Here is a 15,105-nt window from a genome sequence, read left to right on the forward strand (position 1 = left end):
CGACATTCACATTCGATGAACGCGCCTCGATGATCGGAGCAGATCATGCATAACAATAACGATAAAAGCCTTACGCACATTGAAACCAACGGGGTCGAACAGATCCCGGACCACGAACGCACTGCCGGCCCGGGCGACCTGTTTCGCCTGATTTTCGGCGGCGCCAATACCTTCGCCACCGCCGTGCTCGGCAGCTTCCCGGTGCTGTTCGGCTTGTCGTTCCAGGCCGGGGTCTGGGCGATTGTGCTGGGCGTGTTGGTGGGTTCGATCATTCTCGCGCCGATGGGCCTGTTCGGCCCGCTCAACGGCACCAACAACGCGGTGTCTTCCGGTGCGCATTTCGGCGTGCACGGGCGCATCGTCGGCTCGTTCCTCTCGTTGCTGACCGCCATCGCGTTTTTCTCGCTGTCGGTGTGGAGCTCGGGCGATGCGTTGATCGGCGGCGCCAAGCGGCTGGTCGGCATGCCGGAAACCGACCTGAGCCTGGGCCTGGCCTACGGCCTGTTCGCCCTGTTGGTGTTGACGGTGTGCATCTACGGCTTCCGCTTCATGCTGTGGGTCAACCGCATTGCCGTGTGGGCCGCCAGCCTGCTGTTCCTGCTGGGCATTTTCGCCTTCGCACCGACCTTCGACAGCCAGTTCGCCGGCACGGTCAGCCTCGGCCAGCCGGGCTTCTACGCGGCCTTCATCGGCGCGGCGCTGGTCGCCATGAGCAACCCGATTTCCTTCGGAGCGTTCCTGGGCGACTGGTCGCGCTACATCCCCCGCAACACGCCCAAGCGCCGCATCATGCTGGCCGTGATCGCGGCACAACTGGCGACATTGATCCCGTTCCTGTTCGGCCTCGCCACCGCCACCATCGTGGCGATCAAGGCGCCGGACTACATCGCGGCCAACAACTACGTGGGCGGTCTGCTGGCGGTTTCGCCGGGGTGGTTCTTCCTGCCGGTGTGCCTGATCGCGGTGATTGGCGGCATGTCCACCGGCACCACCTCGCTGTATGGCACCGGGCTGGACATGTCCAGCGTGTTCCCGCGGGTGCTGTCGCGGGTCAAGGCCACGCTGCTGATCGGCGTGCTGTCGATTGCCTTCATCTTCATCGGGCGCTTCGCGGCGAACCTGGTGCAGAGCGTATCCACCTTCGCCGTGCTGATCATCACCTGCACCACACCGTGGATGGTGATCATGATCATCGGCCTGCTGGTGCGCCGCGGCTTCTACTGCCCGGATGACCTGCAAGTGTTCACCCGCGGTGAAACCGGCGGGCGCTACTGGTTCAGCCACGGCTGGAACTGGCGTGGCCTGGGAGCGTGGATCCCCAGTGCGCTGGTGGGGTTGTGCTTCGTCAACCTGCCGGGGCAGTTCGTCGGGCCGCTGGGGGAATTGGCCGGCGGGATCGACATCAGCCTGCCGGTGACCCTGGGCCTGGCCTCGGTGGTGTACCTGGTGCTGCTTGGGGTGTTCCCTGAGCCGGCGGCGGTGTATGGGCCGGATGATCCGCGTAGGAACGATTCGGCGTCCATCGATAAACCGCAGCTCGGGCAGACCGCCTGACCCGAGGTGAATGCCTCACCTGGCTGTAAATGCAACACCTGAGGCTGGGAGCTTTTGTGGCGAGGGAGCTTGCTCCCGCTCGGTTGCGAAGCAATCGCTATTTTGGGAGTGCTCCGCACTCCAGCGGGAGCAAGCTCCCTCGCCACAAAAGCGTCACCCGACATCATCCCGACCTTCTTATAAAAAAAACAATCGGAGACACGCCACCATGGCTTTGGACTTAATCGTCGTTCTCATCTACGCCGCCGGCATGATCGCCCTCGGCTGGTACGGCATGCGCCGCGCCAAAACCCGTGACGACTACCTGGTGGCCGGGCGCAACCTCGGCCCGGGCTTCTACCTGGGGACCATGGCCGCCACCGTCCTGGGCGGTGCGTCCACTATTGGCACCGTGCGCCTGGGCTACGTCTACGGCATTTCCGGGTTCTGGCTGTGCGGCGCCATCGGCCTGGGCATCGTCGGCCTGAGCCTGTTCCTCGCCAAGCCGCTGCTCAAGCTCAAGATCTACACCGTGACCCAAGTGCTGGAACGCCGCTACAACCCCGCGGCGCGCCAGGCCAGTGCGTTGATCATGCTGGTTTACGCACTGATGATCGGCGCCACCTCGACCATCGCCATCGGCACCGTGATGCAGGTGTTGTTCGGCCTGCCGTTCTGGGTGTCGATCCTGGTGGGTGGCGGCGTGGTGGTGCTGTATTCCACCATCGGCGGCATGTGGTCGCTGACCCTCACCGACATCGTGCAATTCCTGATCATGACCGTCGGCCTGGTGTTCCTGTTGATGCCGATGTCCATCAGTGACGCGGGCGGCTGGGATGCCATGGTGGCTAAACTGCCGGCCAGCTACTTCGACTTCACCGCGATTGGCTGGGACACCATCCTCACCTACTTCCTGATCTACTTCTTCGGCATCTTCATCGGCCAGGACATCTGGCAGCGCGTGTTCACCGCCCGCAGCGAAGGCGTGGCCAAAGTGGCCGGCACCGCCGCCGGCCTGTACTGCGTGCTGTATGGCCTGGCCGGGGCGTTGATCGGCATGGCGGCCAAGGTGTTGCTGCCGGACCTGGAGAACGTCAACAACGCCTTCGCCAGCGTGGTGCAGACCAGCCTCCCCAACGGCATTCGCGGCCTGGTGATCGCCGCGGCCCTGGCGGCCCTGATGTCCACCGCCGCAGCGGGCCTGCTCGCCGCGTCCACCACGGTGGTCCAGGACTTGCTGCCCCGTCTGCGCCAGGGCCGTGAGAGCGGCAGTGGCGATGTCCACGAGAACCGCATCGCGACCCTGCTGATGGGCGCGGTGGTCCTGGTGATCGCCCTGGTGGTCAGCGATGTGATCAGCGCCCTGACCCTGGCCTACAACCTGCTGGTGGGCGGCATGCTGATCCCGCTGATCGGCGCCATCTACTGGAAACGCGCCACCACCGCCGGCGCCATCACCAGCATGTCGCTGGGCTTCTTGACCGCGCTGTTCTTCATGCTCAAGGACGGCCTGGACGCCAACACGCCGATCTACTACAGCCTGAGCGTGGCGCTGGTGAGTTTTGTACTGGTGAGCGTGCTGTCGCCACGGCCGAAGGTGGTGGCCGAGGCGGTTTGACCGCCAACGCCTGACAACGAGATCCCTGTGGGAGCGAGCTTGCTCGCGATGACGGCAGTACATTCAACAAGAATGCAGGCCGGTCCACCGCTATCGCGAGCAAGCTCGCTCCCACAGGTTCTGTCTTCAGAAATAAAAAGATCGCAGTTCCGGGCCATCTCCATTGAAATGGTCCGGAACTGCGATCTCTCCAAATTCGGCGATGTATTTACCGGCGGCGCGGTTGGCGGCGGCGTTGCTCGTCATCGGTGCGGATCGGTACCGGTTGCATCGGCGGTTCGATCAGGCCAAGCGCGACACCCAAGTCGTGAAGCCAGTTCTGGATTTTCTCTTTCATCGTGGTGCCCCCTCAGGGTGGTGCGAGCGGCAGATTTCTGTGGCCCCTTCGCACTGATAATAGTCCGATGTTCTACGCAATGCTCGTCTCAGTTTGCAATGATCTGTTACTGAATTGATCCAAATCCACCTCCCGGAGTTCAAGCCGATTGCGCCGTGAGCATTGGCCCCCGCGGCCAGGCCTGTTGTTGCAGCTCGATCCAGGCGTTCAGGTTGGCTCCGACCATGCCTTTGCGCCACATCAGCCAGGTGGTGGCGCTGGCGAACGGCTCGGCCAGCGAATGCACCGTCACACGCTCGCGGCCCGGCAGGCTGGCCAGCATCGACTCGGACATCAATGCCACCCCGGACCCGGCGATCACACACGCCAGCATCCCCTGGTAAGACTCGATTTCCATCGCCCGGCCCATGGTCGCGTGATCATGGGCAAACCAGGCCTCTAATCGCATCCGGTACGAGCAACCACGCCGGAACGTGAACACCGCACGGCCCTGCACATCCAGGGCACTGCGTACCGGCGGGTGATCGGCCTCGGTAATCAGTACCAACCGCTCATCGCACAACGGCACGCCATCCAGCCCCGCCAGTTCCAGCGGGCCGTCCACCAGTGCCGCGTCGAGCCGGTTGGTGAGCAGGCCTTCAAGCAGCTCGCCACTGGGCCCCGATTGCACTTGCAGGTTCACCGCCGGATACGCCCGGTGATAAGCCGCCAACAGGTCCGGCAAATGCGTCGCCGCCGTGCTGTACATCGTGCCGAGCAGGAAATCCCCGGCCGGCTGCCCGCCCTGCACGGCGGCATGGGCCTCGTCGTGCAAGGCGAACAGCTTGGCCGCATAGTCCAGCAGCACTTTACCTGCCGGCGACAACTGCAAACGCTGACGCTCCCGCAGGAAAAGGTCCACACCCAGTTGTTCTTCAAGCTGCTTGAGCCGGGTCGACAGGTTCGACGGCACCCGGTGCAGGCGCTCGGCGGCCCGGGTGATGGAACCTTCCTCGGCCACGGCCTGGAAAATCCGCAGTTGGCTGAACTCCATGACCTTCTCCAAAAAAGAACAAGTTACTCACTATTATTCATTTTTAATGAAAGTCAATCAGTCCTAGCCTGACGGTCATTCGCCCCGACACCGGAGAACGACCATGTCACCTCTTATTCGCCTGCTCGGCAGTTTCATCGCGCTGATGATGGCCATGGGCATTGGCCGCTTCGCCTTGACGCCCCAGTTACCTCACTTGATCGGCGAAGGTCAGGTCGACTTGACCGCCGCCGGTCTGATTGCCGCCGCCAACTACCTGGGATACTTCATCGGTGCGCTCGATGCGATGTTCGCCCGTCGTCCGGAACAGGTGCGGCGGCGGTTGCTCGGCGGCCTGTGGCTGTGCGTGCTGCTGACTCTGGCGTCGTTCTGGGCCTGGGGCTTCTGGCCGCACCTGGCGTTGCGCTTCGGCACCGGCGTGGCGAGCGCCTGGGTGATGGTGATGATCACCGCCCTGAGCCAGCCCTTGGCCGCGGCGGTGGGACGGCCACGGCTCGGTGCCCTGGTGTTTGCCGGGCCGGGCCTGGGGATTTTCCTGACCGGCCTGCTCGCCCTCGGCTCGAACCTGCTGGGCCAGACCTCCGCCACCCTGTGGCTGGTGTATGCCGGCGTGGCCTTGGCGATGTTGCTGGTGATCTTGCCGATCCTGCCGCAGCCGGCAGCCGCAACACCTGTCCCTGGGCCGACCGCCCCTTCGCCGAACGCGGGCATCGCTCGACTGGGCGTGGTGTACGCCCTGTACGGCGTGGGCTACATCATTCCGGCGACGTTCCTGTCGCAAATGGCCTCCGCGCAGTTCCACGGCCAATGGCTGGCCGATCTGTTCTGGCCCTGCTTCGGCCTGGCTGCCGCCAGCGGCGTGTTGCTGGTCAGCCGGCGGCGGCCGAACCCGAACACCACCGGCCGCTGGCTGATCGGTACGCTCTGGCTGCAAGCCGCTGGGGTATTTGCCTGCCTGCTGGGCAGCGGGCCGGGGCTGGCGCTGGGGGTGATCCTGTGTGGCACACCGTTCCTGGCCTGCATGCAGTTGGTGATGCTGCGCTCCCGGGAACTGGCGCCCCACGCCACCCAGCGCAACGCTGGCCTGTTGACCGCCTGCTTTGCCGTGGGCCAACTCAGCGGCCCTCTGCTGGCGGCGCTGAGCAGCCATTTCAGCGGCGGTCTGCAACCGGCGCTGATCATTGCCGGCAGCGGCCTGGTGCTGGCCGGTGGCCTGTTGCTGCGGCCCGCCAGCCGAGGCGCGGCGAGCCCTTGCGCCCAGACCGCCCTGCGTTGATCAGGCCTGGCCGGCCGGGCTGAACGCCTTGCTCGACTGCGTGGCCGGCTCGCGTCGCGCCAAGGCGAAATACAACACCCCGCCGAGGAAGCAACCGGTGAACCAGGCAAAGTTGGCCATCGGTTGCAGCACGGGTGTGAAGGTGATCGCCACTCCCATCAGCGTCGCCGGAATCAACGCCTTGACCGCCGTCCAGTTGATGCCGCCGCTGTAGTAGTAGCGCCCGCTCGGCCCGTCATTGAACAACGCATCGACGTCGATCTGCTGTTTTTTGATCAGGTAGTAATCCACCAGCAGGATCCCGAACAGCGGGCCGATGAACGCCGCCAGCACATCCAGGGTGTAGTGGATCACTTCGGGGTTGTTGAACAGGTTCCACGGCGTGATGAAAATCGAGGCCACCGCCGCGATCATGCCGCCGGCGCGCCAACTGATCTTGCTGGGGGCGACGTTGGCGAAGTCGAAGGCCGGCGAGACGAAGTTGGCGACAATGTTGATGCCGATGGTGGCGGTCACGAAGGCAAAGGCCCCCAGCAAGACCGCCACGTCGTTGTCGATGCGCGCCACGGTGGCAATCGGGTCGTGGAGCATTTCACCGAACACCGGCAAGGTCCCGGAAACAATCACCACGGTGACCAGGGAGAACGCCAGGAAATTCACCGGCAGCCCCCAGAAATTACCCCGGCGCACGTCAGACATGCTCCGGCAGTAACGGCTGAAATCGCCGAAATTCAGGGTCGGGCCGGAAAAGTACGACACCACCAGGGCCGTGGCCACGATCACTTGGCCGAACGCCTGCCAGCCGGACAGGGACTTTTCCGCCAGGGTGAAGCTGATGTTGCTCCAACCGGCCTTCCACACGATCCAGCCGGCCAACAGGAACATCACGGCATACACCACCGGCCCGGCCCAGTCGATGAACCGACGGATCGACTCCATCCCGGCCCAGAACACCAATGCCTGGACGCACCAAAGGCTGAGGAATCCGAACCAACCGAGGTAGGACAAACCGGCAAAATGCGGCGTCGCGTAAACCTCCATCGAAGGAAAAAACCGCAGCACCACGATGATCAGCGCGCTGGAGGCCAGGTACGTCTGAATGCCGTACCAGGCCACGGCGATCAAACCGCGAATGACCGCAGGAATATTCGCCCCGAACACCCCGAACGCCAGCCGACAGATCACCGGGTACGGCACCGCCGCCTGTTGGCTCGGCTTGGCGACCAGGTTGGCGATCAGCTGCACGATGCAGATCCCGCCGAGCAAGGCGATAAGCACTTGCCAACTCGCCAGGCCCAAGGCGAACAGACTGGCGGCGAAGACATAACCGCCCACGCTGTGCACATCACTCATCCAGAACGCGAAGATGTTGTACCAATTCCATTTCTGCGGCAGCGGGCCCAAGTCCTCGTTATAGAGGCGGGGGCTGTAGCCGTTGGGCAATTGCTCGGACATTGCGGGGCTCCTTTGAGTACCGCCGTGCCCCCGTATCGACCTGCTCACCATACTGCGCACGGGAGCCGGCATGGTTTGTATACGCGTTGCCACGCAGAATGCGTGCCATGCGCGCAGGATGTGAGACAAACCGGGGTGTGTGGCGCAGAGGAAGGCCGCGCAGGACCAGGCATGCGCCCACGAACAGGGCGCGGGTGCATGCTAAAGGTGCAGGAGTTTGTATACAGCGAAGATCAATCTGTGGCGAGGGAGCTTGCTCCCGCTGGGGCGCGAAGCGGCCCCTTCGAACATGCCACCTCGGTGTGTCAGCTTGGATTGAGTGCACCTGGTTTGGGGCTGCTTCGCAGCCCAGCGGGAGCAAGCTCCCTCGCCACAGGGGATTGTGCGCAGTTAGCTCAATTCAATACGATCCGCATGAATGACAATCTGCCCATTCTTGTACAGCGCCCCAATGGCCTTCTTGAAGTTGCCCTTGCTCACGCCAAACAGGCTGCTGATCAGCGCCGGGTCGCTCTTGTCGCTGACCGCCAGGGTGCCGTTGTTCTCTCGCAACTTGGCGAGGATCTTGGCGTTCAGGCTGGTGGCGGCTTCCTGGCCCACCGGCTGCAGGCTCAGGCTGATCTTGCCGTCCGGGCGAATCTCCTTGATGAAGCCTTTTTCCTGCATGCCGGCGCGCATGAACTTGAAGATTTCATTCTTGTGGATCAGGCCCCAGTGCTTGTTATTGATGATCGCCTTGAACCCCATGTCGGTGGCTTCGGCGACCAGCAAATCCACTTCCTGACCCGGCGTGTAGTTGGCCGGGGTCTTGTCCAGATAACGATCCAGGCGTGCCGTGGCGGTGATGCGGCGGGTGTGCTTGTCGAGGTAGACGTGCACCACGCAGTATTCGCCGGCGGTCATCTGGCGCTTTTCTTCGGAATACGGCAGCAACAGGTCCTTGGGCAGGCCCCAGTCCAGGAACACGCCGATGCTGTTGACCTCAACCACTTTCAGGCTGGCGAACTCACCGACCTGAACCTTGGGTTTTTCCGTGGTGGCGATCAATTTATCGTCGCTGTCCAGATAAATGAAAACATTGAGCCAGTCTTCATCTTCACTGGGAATATCCTTGGGAATATATCGATTGGGCAGCAGGATTTCGCCGTCCGCACCGCCATCCAGATATAAACCGAAGTTAGTGTGTTTAACCACTTGCAAACTGTTGTAGCGCCCGACTAAAGCCATTTCCAATACCCTCATTGCGTGGGCGGCATTCTACCCGGTTTTGCGGCGCGATTCGTGGCCGCCAGCAAGGTTTGCCCGGAAGGCCTGGCACAAGCGTTGATTTTCCTGGGTTTTCGTCCGAGGCACAGCCATTCGTCAGGCCGGTGACGGTGCGTGTCATCCGTTCTCGGCGCAATATTCTTCACACGGTTGTTATTTAAAACAGAGGCTTAGGGCAATTACTGCCGGATAACGGCCAATTATTTCCGTCACGCCAGCGATAATTCAGAAGAATATTTGCCAAGCAATTGTCAAGTATTTCCTGTACGATGCCTGGCCCAATTAATTATCTACAGGTTAATGGCCGTCATGCGCGTAAAAGCATCCAACAGCAAATCGAAGCCAGCTCCAGCCGTTGAAACCAGCGAGTCGATCAACGACCAGATCGCGGCGTTCCTCAAGTCCGGCGGCGAGATCCAGCAAATTGCCAAAGGCGTCAGCGGCCAGACATTCGGCCCATCCAAGCAGATCAGCCTGGGCAAAAAGTAACCTGCGCGTCACCTGGTCCCAAAGCGCTTTGAGCTTCGAAGCGCTTGGACTGGACCCCTCCCCCGCTCTATTCATCTCCCATGAACCGACGAACGGCCTTCGCTGCCGATCATTCGCCGGTATCCTTGCACCTCTCTAGCTCAAGCGTTTCAGCTTAATTCCTGCTCCTCGCTATTTCATGGAGTGAAGCATGCGTACTCCTATTGTTGCGCTGGCGATCAGCCTGCTGACGTGCTCCCTCGCCCAGGGGCAGGTGTTCCAACGCGAACTCGGCGACTTCGACCTCAAACTGGGCACCACCCCCAGCCGCAGCATGGCCGAGGGTCTCGTCACACCGTCGAGCACCGGTTCGTTTCATGGTGGGTTGGACCTGAGCCACGACAGCGGCTGGTACATCGGCCAGTGGTCACCCAGCGCCGGCCTGACCTCCTCGGCCGACCTTGAAATCGATTCCTACATGGGCTTTAAACACCCCTTCGACCAGACCCTGGGCTACGAAGTCGGCCTGATCCACTACAGCTACCCCACCGCCGATACCCTCGACAGCCAGGAGTTCTACGGTGGCCTGACCGTGCTCGGCAGCCGTTTCGGCGCTGCCCTGAGCAACGATCCGGACAAACAGAACAGCACGCTGTTCGCCGACCTCGGCGGCAACGTGCCGTTCGGCATTGGCATCAGCGCCAAATACACCACCCACCAGCTCAATACACCAGTCTCGGTCGAGAACGGTTACGTAGGCAGCTTCAGCGACTGGTCGTTGAAAATTTCCCGGCCCTGGAAAGGCATCGACCTGGACCTGATCTACAGCGACTCAAGCCTCAGCGGTAGCAGTTGCTCGGCGTATTCCGGCCACAACAGCGAATGCGACAGCCTGCTGACCCTCAAGATGGCCCATCCTTTTTACTAAGCGTTACGTATTCGATCGGCTGAACTGCTGCGTGTCTGCCATGCTCCAACAAAGCAACTACGCTTTTGCAAGGACTCGCTCATGTCGCGCTGGTTGACCCGCACTGCCCTGTTCATCGCCCTGCTGCTGACGCTCACCGCCTGCAGCCGCGTAGGCCTGGCCTACCGCAATCTCGACCTGATCATCCCCTGGACCCTCAACGACTACCTGGAGATCAACGGCGAACAGAAAGACTGGTTCAACGAACGCCTCAAGGAACACCTGACCTGGCACTGCACCACCCAGTTGCCCGGCTACCTCGATTGGCTAGACCGTTTGGAAACCATGGTGCAGACCAATCAGGTGACCGACCAAGCCCTGCAACAGCGCACCCGGGAAGCCAAGGCCGCTATCGCCGAAACCGCCCGTGCAATCACCCCCTCGGCCATCGAATTGCTGCAAGGCCTGAGCGACGACCAAGTCGCCGACATGGACGCGGCCTTCGTCAAGGACCAGCGCAAACGCCAACAGCAATACCTCAAGCCGACGTTGCAGGAGCAGATCCAGGAACGCAGCGAACGCATGGTCAAACGCCTGAACGACTGGCTCGGCCCGCTCAACGACGCCCAGCGCCAGCGGGTGGTCGCCTGGTCCACCGCCCTGGGCGATCAGAACCAGCAATGGATCGCCAACCGCGCCCACTGGCAGAACCAGTTCAGCGAAGCCGTGGCCCAACGCCACAGCCCAGACTTTCCCAAACGCATCGAGCAGTTGCTGGTCAACCGCGAAAGCCTCTGGACCCCCGCCTACCGCGAGGCCTTCAGCAAAACCGAAGCCCAGGCTCGCAGCCTGCTGGTGGACCTGATGGCCGAAAGCACCCCGCCCCAGCGCGAACGGCTGCTGAAGAAAATCGATGGGGTGAAGAAGGATTTCACTGATTTGAAGTGCCTGAAAGCAGCACGATCTTAAAACCACTGAAGATCCAATGTGGGTGATCCAATGTGGGAGCGAGCTTGCTCGCGATAGCGATTGAACAGGCAATATATCTGGTGAATGCCAGACCGCTATCGCGAGCAAGCTCGCTCCCACAAGGTTTGTGCCTGGTTCCTAGGCAATCTGCGCCTTGGACGCCAAATCATCAAAGGTAAACTCATCCAGCGCATCTTCCTGCTCATCCAACACCTGGCGCGGATGATCATTGCCCGGAATACTGCTGTCGATCAGGCTCAGCAACCGCGAGCCACGGGGCGTCAGCACGAAGTTCTCGCCATTACCACCCTCTTCCTCCGGCCGCGGCTCGATATAGCCACGCTCCAGCAGCAGTTTTTCATACTCCCCGGCGACTGCTTTCAGATGATCGAGGTTCTCGATTTGCTCACCCTCCGCCGCCTTCCGAGCCGCGTATTCCTCCGCATAAGGCCGAGGCGTAAAACTGTGGCCGGCGCCGTTCTGCACTTCGTGCAACAACTTTTCGATCAAGTCCCAGTTATAAGTCGTCATCCTGGTCCATCCTCTGAAGAGTGAGATGCCTACCTAGGTTGTGACCGAGGTGCTGCGCTGCCGTTCAGCCGGGTTTCCGGTTGGTCTCTGCCTTGAGCCGACCAACGGCCTGTCGAATTCATCGAAGGCCAAACGACCAGTTGCTGAAGCGTCCACTCAGCAGCTCTGCCATGCAGGAGAAATCACCATGAACGTAGAGAATCATCCAATCGTCTCGCGAGAAGAATGGCTCGCAGCCCGCCGCCAACACCTGGCCCACGAAAAAGCCTTCACCCGCGAACGGGACAAACTCAGCGCCGAACGCCGCGCCCTGCCCTGGGTCAAGATCGACAAACCCTACCGCTTTCAAGGCCCCCGCGGCGAACTGAGCCTGGCCGACCTGTTCGGCGGCCGCAGCCAACTGATCATCTACCACTTCATGTTCGGCCCCGGCTGGACAGAAGGCTGCCAGGGCTGCTCCTTCCTCTCCGACCACATCGACGGCGCCAACCAACACCTGGCACACCATGACGTGGCCGTGGTCGCCATCTCCCGCGCCCCGTTCGCCGAGTTCCAGCCGTTCAAACGGCGCATGGGCTGGGCGTTCGACTGGGTCTCGTCCAACGGCTGCGACTTCAACTACGACTTCGGCGTTAGCTTCAAAGCCGAAGACACCGCCAGTGGAAAAGCCACCTACAACTACGAAAAAACCGACACCACCGAAGGCGAACTCCCCGGCCTGAGCGTCTTCTATCGCAACGAAGCCGGCGACATCTTCCACACCTACTCCACCTACGCCCGCGGCCTCGACATCCTGGTCGGCACCTACAACTACCTCGACCTGACGCCCAAGGGCCGCAACGAAGACGAAATCATGGACTGGGTGCGCCATCACGATAAATACGACGAGGCCAAGCCTCATAGCTGCTGCCATGGCTGATGCGCCAACCCGCACAAGTCGAGCGCGATCCCTGTGGCGAGGGAGCTTGCTCCCGCTCGACTGCGCAGCAGTCGCCTGCGTTGCCTTAACCACAGCGCTGTGCGATAGGTTTGATGTAAATCGGGAGAGCTGCGGGCGCAGGTTACAGAATTAATGACAACGGGCGAGTTCTCAGTCGCCCGTTTCATAGCATTAATTTGCTCATCGACGATGGCCCTGCTGAGCCTGCATGTATTGGCGAAGAAGCTGATTGATGCGTGTCTGATAGCCCGCGCCCTGCCCCTTGAACCACTCCAGCACGTCGGCGTCGAGGCGAATAGTCACAGCCTGCTTTACCGGCACACGCAGCTCGGCGCGACGGAAGAAGTCCTCATCCAGTTCGGGGATATCGCTGGTATCGATGTCCGTGTCATTCAACTTGGCCAAACGCTCCCAGTCAGTTTTCGATGTTTTCGACATAACGTATGGCCTCCTGCTTAGTGGCTTTTCGGGCGGAAATGATGCGGATCACATCGCCTCGCAGCTCGGTATACACGACTACGCCAATCAACTCTTTGATCCAGCCGACGGCAATCCAGCGCTCTTCGCCGTAGTCCATTCGGTCATCGCGCACGGCCAGCATCGGATGATGGAAGATGCCCGGCACGTCGTTGAAGTCGATACCGTGCTTAAGAATATTGGCCCGGTTCTTGGCTTCGTCCCATTCAAACAGCATGGGGCTTTATGTCTTTACTTATGTACATACACAATACGCCTCTCGGCAGAAATGCACAGCCCCGGATAGCTCGGTGACACAGCCCTCGGCTGACTGGCGAAAATTGGAATTAACACAGGCGCTGGAGCCTCATTCGGCACTCGGCGCGGGACGCCTCCGCCTCCATCCCGGAGAGTACTGTCGGAGCCGCTCATCTGAAATCAGACGCCTCCCGTATAAAGGTATGAAAGATCCCGTGCAGAACCGGAAACTTCCTTCGAAACGGACAGATAGGATGACAAGCAGGTCTCTGAGGGGACAGGAAGACAGGAAGACAGGAAGACAGGAAGACAGGAAGACAGGAAGAGGGAAGCAAGGACTGAAGCCGTCGCCACGATAAATACGAAGGCCCCCACAGTTGCTTCCTGGCTGATGCACAAACCAACCAAGTCGAGCACCACCCCTGTGGCGAGGGAGCTTGCTCCCGCTCGACTGCGCAGCAGTCGCCCGCTTTAAGCCGACAAATACCGAGCCAAACGTCCTACATGAAGCTCGGAAAGCGGTGTCTTGTGGCACTGGAGCGAGCCAGCCTATAGTCCCTCGTCGCCTAAAAAGGCGATTCGGGTTTGGCGACTCGATTACAGAGAATGCGAAAGCTACCGGCTGATTGCAGGTACCGACGCACCCGCAAAGCCGCTATATTCCACGGCGGCTGTGCGCGGGAGATCTTCGGATCTGCCGGTTTTCTCTGTAACCGGTTCGCCAACCTGCGCACAGCCACCACCCAATTGTTTGGCGACGACTGAGTGATGGCTTTCAGCCAATCAAACAGAGATCTTCAAAATGAATCGATATATGCCCATCACTGGCATCGACTGCGTCCCTGCAACGTTGCTCATCGATACCGAAGCCCCGCTGGATGTCCTTTTCGAAACCGCCGACTACCGCATCCGCACCGTGACCCAGGTGCTGGAAAACATCGCGTTCCGCTCGGATATCAGCTCCGATACGGTGGTGCTTTCCGACTTCTGCAAAATGCTGACGATAGCGTTGCGCGATGGGTGTGATGTGATGGATGTGATTGGGAGGCGGTTGCGGGCGCAGGCTGCTGAGTAATGAAAACGGGCGACCTTAGGGTCGCCCGTTTCAAACGTGTGGAGAGTACAAAATGACTGAGACTTTTACAGAACTAGAAAAGGGGACAAATTTATTTTACCGACTTAAATAAATCTGTCCCCGTTTTTTTCTTTTCCTCTTGCTTGTCTGCTGCTTATTGCTGGAGCAACAGTCCATCTAATCAACCGAAAATGATGAGAAATAAAATGTTAATTTTTCATCTTCAAGATCTCTCAATTGGTAGCGCATCCTGTCAAAACCCGAATCCAGCTTAGTCACGTTCATATGCATCAGCTGAGTCAGTCCGCCGCCAAAATCACGAGACGTGAATTGGCTGATATCACTGAATCTGATATGCACGACATCACCCTCCGCCTTTTCAGAGACTGAAATCGATAGAGATAAATCATAGGCCATCCCATCCTCATTCAACTGAATGCTAATGGCATGCAAGCAGTTGTGAGCAACAAGCAACTCATTCAACTCCGGAACTTTAATCATTATTTATCCTCGTCTCTTTCCCCTTGGGACCATAGCCAGGACCATATTCGTAGGTATGCGTGTGCGGATCGGAATGATATTCCGCCGAGAAAAGGAGAAAAGGGGACAGATTTATTTTCCTGACCTAAATAAATCTGTCCCCTTTTTCATTCAAAAAAACACCCGCCCTCATCTATCCAAATCACTCCTGGAATTTCATAAAAATAAGCTGTTAGCTCGCTAACATTTTCAGATTCTGCACTTTCTGCCCAACAATCTCTTAGGTAAGACACAATCTTCTTCACATCTAAATCCCAATGGGCTGCTTCATCGTAAATAGAAAGCTTTGGACAGGGATTATCTGGGGAAACATAGCAATCGGCCCCGGGCTTAATGAATTTTATCTTACCACTAACCAGCAAATACTCAATCATGTAAAAAAACGCATCTTTTCGCTGTTCAAATGTAAATTCAGGGTTCCATGAACCAATTGTGCTAAAAAG

The 15,105-nt window shown here is 59.7% G+C and carries 17 protein-coding genes; 8 read left to right on the forward strand and 9 right to left on the reverse strand.

Annotated elements, in window-relative coordinates; genetic code table 11:
* Positions 1–42: 42 nt before the first annotated feature.
* Positions 43–1,554: a purine-cytosine permease family protein gene (locus BLO80_RS19845; RefSeq protein WP_175459526.1), complete on the forward strand. Its 1,512-nt coding sequence runs from the start codon at positions 43–45 to the stop codon at positions 1,552–1,554.
* 208 nt (positions 1,555–1,762) lie between these two features.
* Positions 1,763–3,151: a sodium:solute symporter family protein gene (locus BLO80_RS19850; protein WP_092334053.1), complete on the forward strand. Its 1,389-nt coding sequence runs from the start codon at positions 1,763–1,765 to the stop codon at positions 3,149–3,151.
* A 208-nt stretch (positions 3,152–3,359) separates the two neighbouring features.
* Here BLO80_RS19850 and BLO80_RS30340 read toward each other — a convergent pair whose 3' ends face one another.
* Positions 3,360–3,488, reverse strand: coding sequence for a PA1414 family protein (locus BLO80_RS30340; protein ID WP_003198971.1), 129 nt, complete (start codon positions 3,486–3,488; stop codon positions 3,360–3,362).
* 139 nt (positions 3,489–3,627) lie between these two features.
* Positions 3,628–4,521: a putrescine utilization regulator PtrR gene (locus BLO80_RS19860; protein ID WP_092254892.1), complete on the reverse strand. Its 894-nt coding sequence runs from the start codon at positions 4,519–4,521 to the stop codon at positions 3,628–3,630.
* 103 nt (positions 4,522–4,624) lie between these two features.
* On the opposite strand from BLO80_RS19860, the gene BLO80_RS19865 reads away from it, so the two are divergent.
* Positions 4,625–5,797 carry an MFS transporter gene (locus tag BLO80_RS19865; RefSeq protein WP_092334057.1) on the forward strand — a complete coding sequence of 391 codons (1,173 nt, stop codon included), beginning with the start codon at positions 4,625–4,627 and terminating at the stop codon, positions 5,795–5,797.
* On the opposite strand, the gene BLO80_RS19870 is transcribed toward BLO80_RS19865, so the two are convergent.
* Complete coding sequence (locus BLO80_RS19870; RefSeq protein ID WP_092334059.1) at positions 5,798–7,252, reverse strand: NCS1 family nucleobase:cation symporter-1; 1,455 nt, start codon at positions 7,250–7,252, stop codon at positions 5,798–5,800.
* Positions 7,253–7,642: 390 nt separating this feature from the next.
* Positions 7,643–8,479 carry a CvfB family protein gene (locus BLO80_RS19875; protein WP_060738695.1) on the reverse strand — a complete coding sequence of 279 codons (837 nt, stop codon included), beginning with the start codon at positions 8,477–8,479 and terminating at the stop codon, positions 7,643–7,645.
* A gap of 339 nt (positions 8,480–8,818) precedes the next feature.
* Between BLO80_RS19875 and BLO80_RS19880 the strand changes: the two genes are divergently transcribed.
* From BLO80_RS19880 to BLO80_RS19890, 3 genes are all read left to right on the forward strand, one after another.
* Complete coding sequence (locus tag BLO80_RS19880; protein WP_025212437.1) at positions 8,819–9,007, forward strand: hypothetical protein; 189 nt, start codon at positions 8,819–8,821, stop codon at positions 9,005–9,007.
* A gap of 190 nt (positions 9,008–9,197) precedes the next feature.
* Complete coding sequence (locus BLO80_RS19885; protein ID WP_092334061.1) at positions 9,198–9,914, forward strand: TorF family putative porin; 717 nt, start codon at positions 9,198–9,200, stop codon at positions 9,912–9,914.
* A gap of 81 nt (positions 9,915–9,995) precedes the next feature.
* Positions 9,996–10,862 carry a DUF6279 family lipoprotein gene (locus BLO80_RS19890; RefSeq protein WP_092334063.1) on the forward strand — a complete coding sequence of 289 codons (867 nt, stop codon included), beginning with the start codon at positions 9,996–9,998 and terminating at the stop codon, positions 10,860–10,862.
* 138 nt (positions 10,863–11,000) lie between these two features.
* Here the strand turns inward: BLO80_RS19890 and BLO80_RS19895 are convergent, their stop codons facing one another.
* On the reverse strand, positions 11,001–11,393 hold the full coding sequence (locus tag BLO80_RS19895; protein ID WP_092334065.1) for a transcriptional regulator: 393 nt from the start codon (positions 11,391–11,393) through the stop codon (positions 11,001–11,003).
* A gap of 187 nt (positions 11,394–11,580) precedes the next feature.
* Between BLO80_RS19895 and BLO80_RS19900 the strand changes: the two genes are divergently transcribed.
* Positions 11,581–12,312 (forward strand): DUF899 domain-containing protein, encoded by a 732-nt coding sequence (locus BLO80_RS19900; RefSeq protein WP_092334067.1) that lies wholly within the window; start codon positions 11,581–11,583, stop codon positions 12,310–12,312.
* A 201-nt stretch (positions 12,313–12,513) separates the two neighbouring features.
* Here BLO80_RS19900 and BLO80_RS19905 read toward each other — a convergent pair whose 3' ends face one another.
* Both BLO80_RS19905 and BLO80_RS19910 read right to left on the reverse strand, forming a co-directional pair.
* On the reverse strand, positions 12,514–12,771 hold the full coding sequence (locus tag BLO80_RS19905) for a BrnA antitoxin family protein (RefSeq protein WP_092205076.1): 258 nt from the start codon (positions 12,769–12,771) through the stop codon (positions 12,514–12,516).
* On the reverse strand, positions 12,749–13,027 hold the full coding sequence (locus BLO80_RS19910; protein WP_072412375.1) for a BrnT family toxin: 279 nt from the start codon (positions 13,025–13,027) through the stop codon (positions 12,749–12,751). The genes BLO80_RS19905 and BLO80_RS19910 overlap by 23 nt, the downstream gene beginning before the upstream one ends.
* Before the next feature lie 822 nt (positions 13,028–13,849).
* Here BLO80_RS19910 and BLO80_RS19915 point away from each other — a divergent pair.
* Positions 13,850–14,122 carry a hypothetical protein gene (locus BLO80_RS19915; RefSeq protein ID WP_058544380.1) on the forward strand — a complete coding sequence of 91 codons (273 nt, stop codon included), beginning with the start codon at positions 13,850–13,852 and terminating at the stop codon, positions 14,120–14,122.
* A gap of 177 nt (positions 14,123–14,299) precedes the next feature.
* Here BLO80_RS19915 and BLO80_RS19920 read toward each other — a convergent pair whose 3' ends face one another.
* Both BLO80_RS19920 and BLO80_RS29980 read right to left on the reverse strand, forming a co-directional pair.
* Entirely contained in the window at positions 14,300–14,623 is a 324-nt protein-coding gene (locus tag BLO80_RS19920; RefSeq protein WP_256574224.1) for a hypothetical protein, read from the reverse strand.
* Between the two features lie 146 nt (positions 14,624–14,769).
* A partial coding sequence (locus BLO80_RS29980) for a hypothetical protein (RefSeq protein WP_175459523.1) occupies positions 14,770–15,105 on the reverse strand: 336 nt, incomplete at its 5' end.

Origin of the sequence: Pseudomonas sp. NFACC56-3 (genome assembly GCF_900100025.1) — a bacterium.
Lineage (GTDB): Bacteria > Pseudomonadota > Gammaproteobacteria > Pseudomonadales > Pseudomonadaceae > Aquipseudomonas > Aquipseudomonas fluorescens_AA.

Excerpts from the sequence above, each read along its gene's own strand:
- BLO80_RS19910 (WP_072412375.1), bottom strand. The coding sequence starts at position 13,027 with ATGCTGTTTGAATGGGACGAAGCCAAGAACCGGGCCAATATTCTTAAG.
- BLO80_RS19895 (WP_092334065.1), bottom strand. The coding sequence starts at position 11,393 with ATGACGACTTATAACTGGGACTTGATCGAAAAGTTGTTGCACGAAGTG.
- BLO80_RS19875 (WP_060738695.1), bottom strand. The coding sequence starts at position 8,479 with ATGGCTTTAGTCGGGCGCTACAACAGTTTGCAAGTGGTTAAACACACT.
- BLO80_RS19865 (WP_092334057.1), top strand. The coding sequence starts at position 4,625 with ATGTCACCTCTTATTCGCCTGCTCGGCAGTTTCATCGCGCTGATGATG.
- BLO80_RS19880 (WP_025212437.1), top strand. The coding sequence starts at position 8,819 with ATGGCCGTCATGCGCGTAAAAGCATCCAACAGCAAATCGAAGCCAGCT.
- BLO80_RS19850 (WP_092334053.1), top strand. The coding sequence starts at position 1,763 with ATGGCTTTGGACTTAATCGTCGTTCTCATCTACGCCGCCGGCATGATC.
- BLO80_RS19905 (WP_092205076.1), bottom strand. The coding sequence starts at position 12,771 with ATGTCGAAAACATCGAAAACTGACTGGGAGCGTTTGGCCAAGTTGAAT.
- BLO80_RS19890 (WP_092334063.1), top strand. The coding sequence starts at position 9,996 with ATGTCGCGCTGGTTGACCCGCACTGCCCTGTTCATCGCCCTGCTGCTG.
- BLO80_RS19900 (WP_092334067.1), top strand. The coding sequence starts at position 11,581 with ATGAACGTAGAGAATCATCCAATCGTCTCGCGAGAAGAATGGCTCGCA.
- BLO80_RS19885 (WP_092334061.1), top strand. The coding sequence starts at position 9,198 with ATGCGTACTCCTATTGTTGCGCTGGCGATCAGCCTGCTGACGTGCTCC.
- BLO80_RS19915 (WP_058544380.1), top strand. The coding sequence starts at position 13,850 with ATGAATCGATATATGCCCATCACTGGCATCGACTGCGTCCCTGCAACG.
- BLO80_RS19920 (WP_256574224.1), bottom strand. The coding sequence starts at position 14,623 with ATGATTAAAGTTCCGGAGTTGAATGAGTTGCTTGTTGCTCACAACTGC.
- BLO80_RS19870 (WP_092334059.1), bottom strand. The coding sequence starts at position 7,252 with ATGTCCGAGCAATTGCCCAACGGCTACAGCCCCCGCCTCTATAACGAG.
- BLO80_RS19860 (WP_092254892.1), bottom strand. The coding sequence starts at position 4,521 with ATGGAGTTCAGCCAACTGCGGATTTTCCAGGCCGTGGCCGAGGAAGGT.
- BLO80_RS30340 (WP_003198971.1), bottom strand. The coding sequence starts at position 3,488 with ATGAAAGAGAAAATCCAGAACTGGCTTCACGACTTGGGTGTCGCGCTT.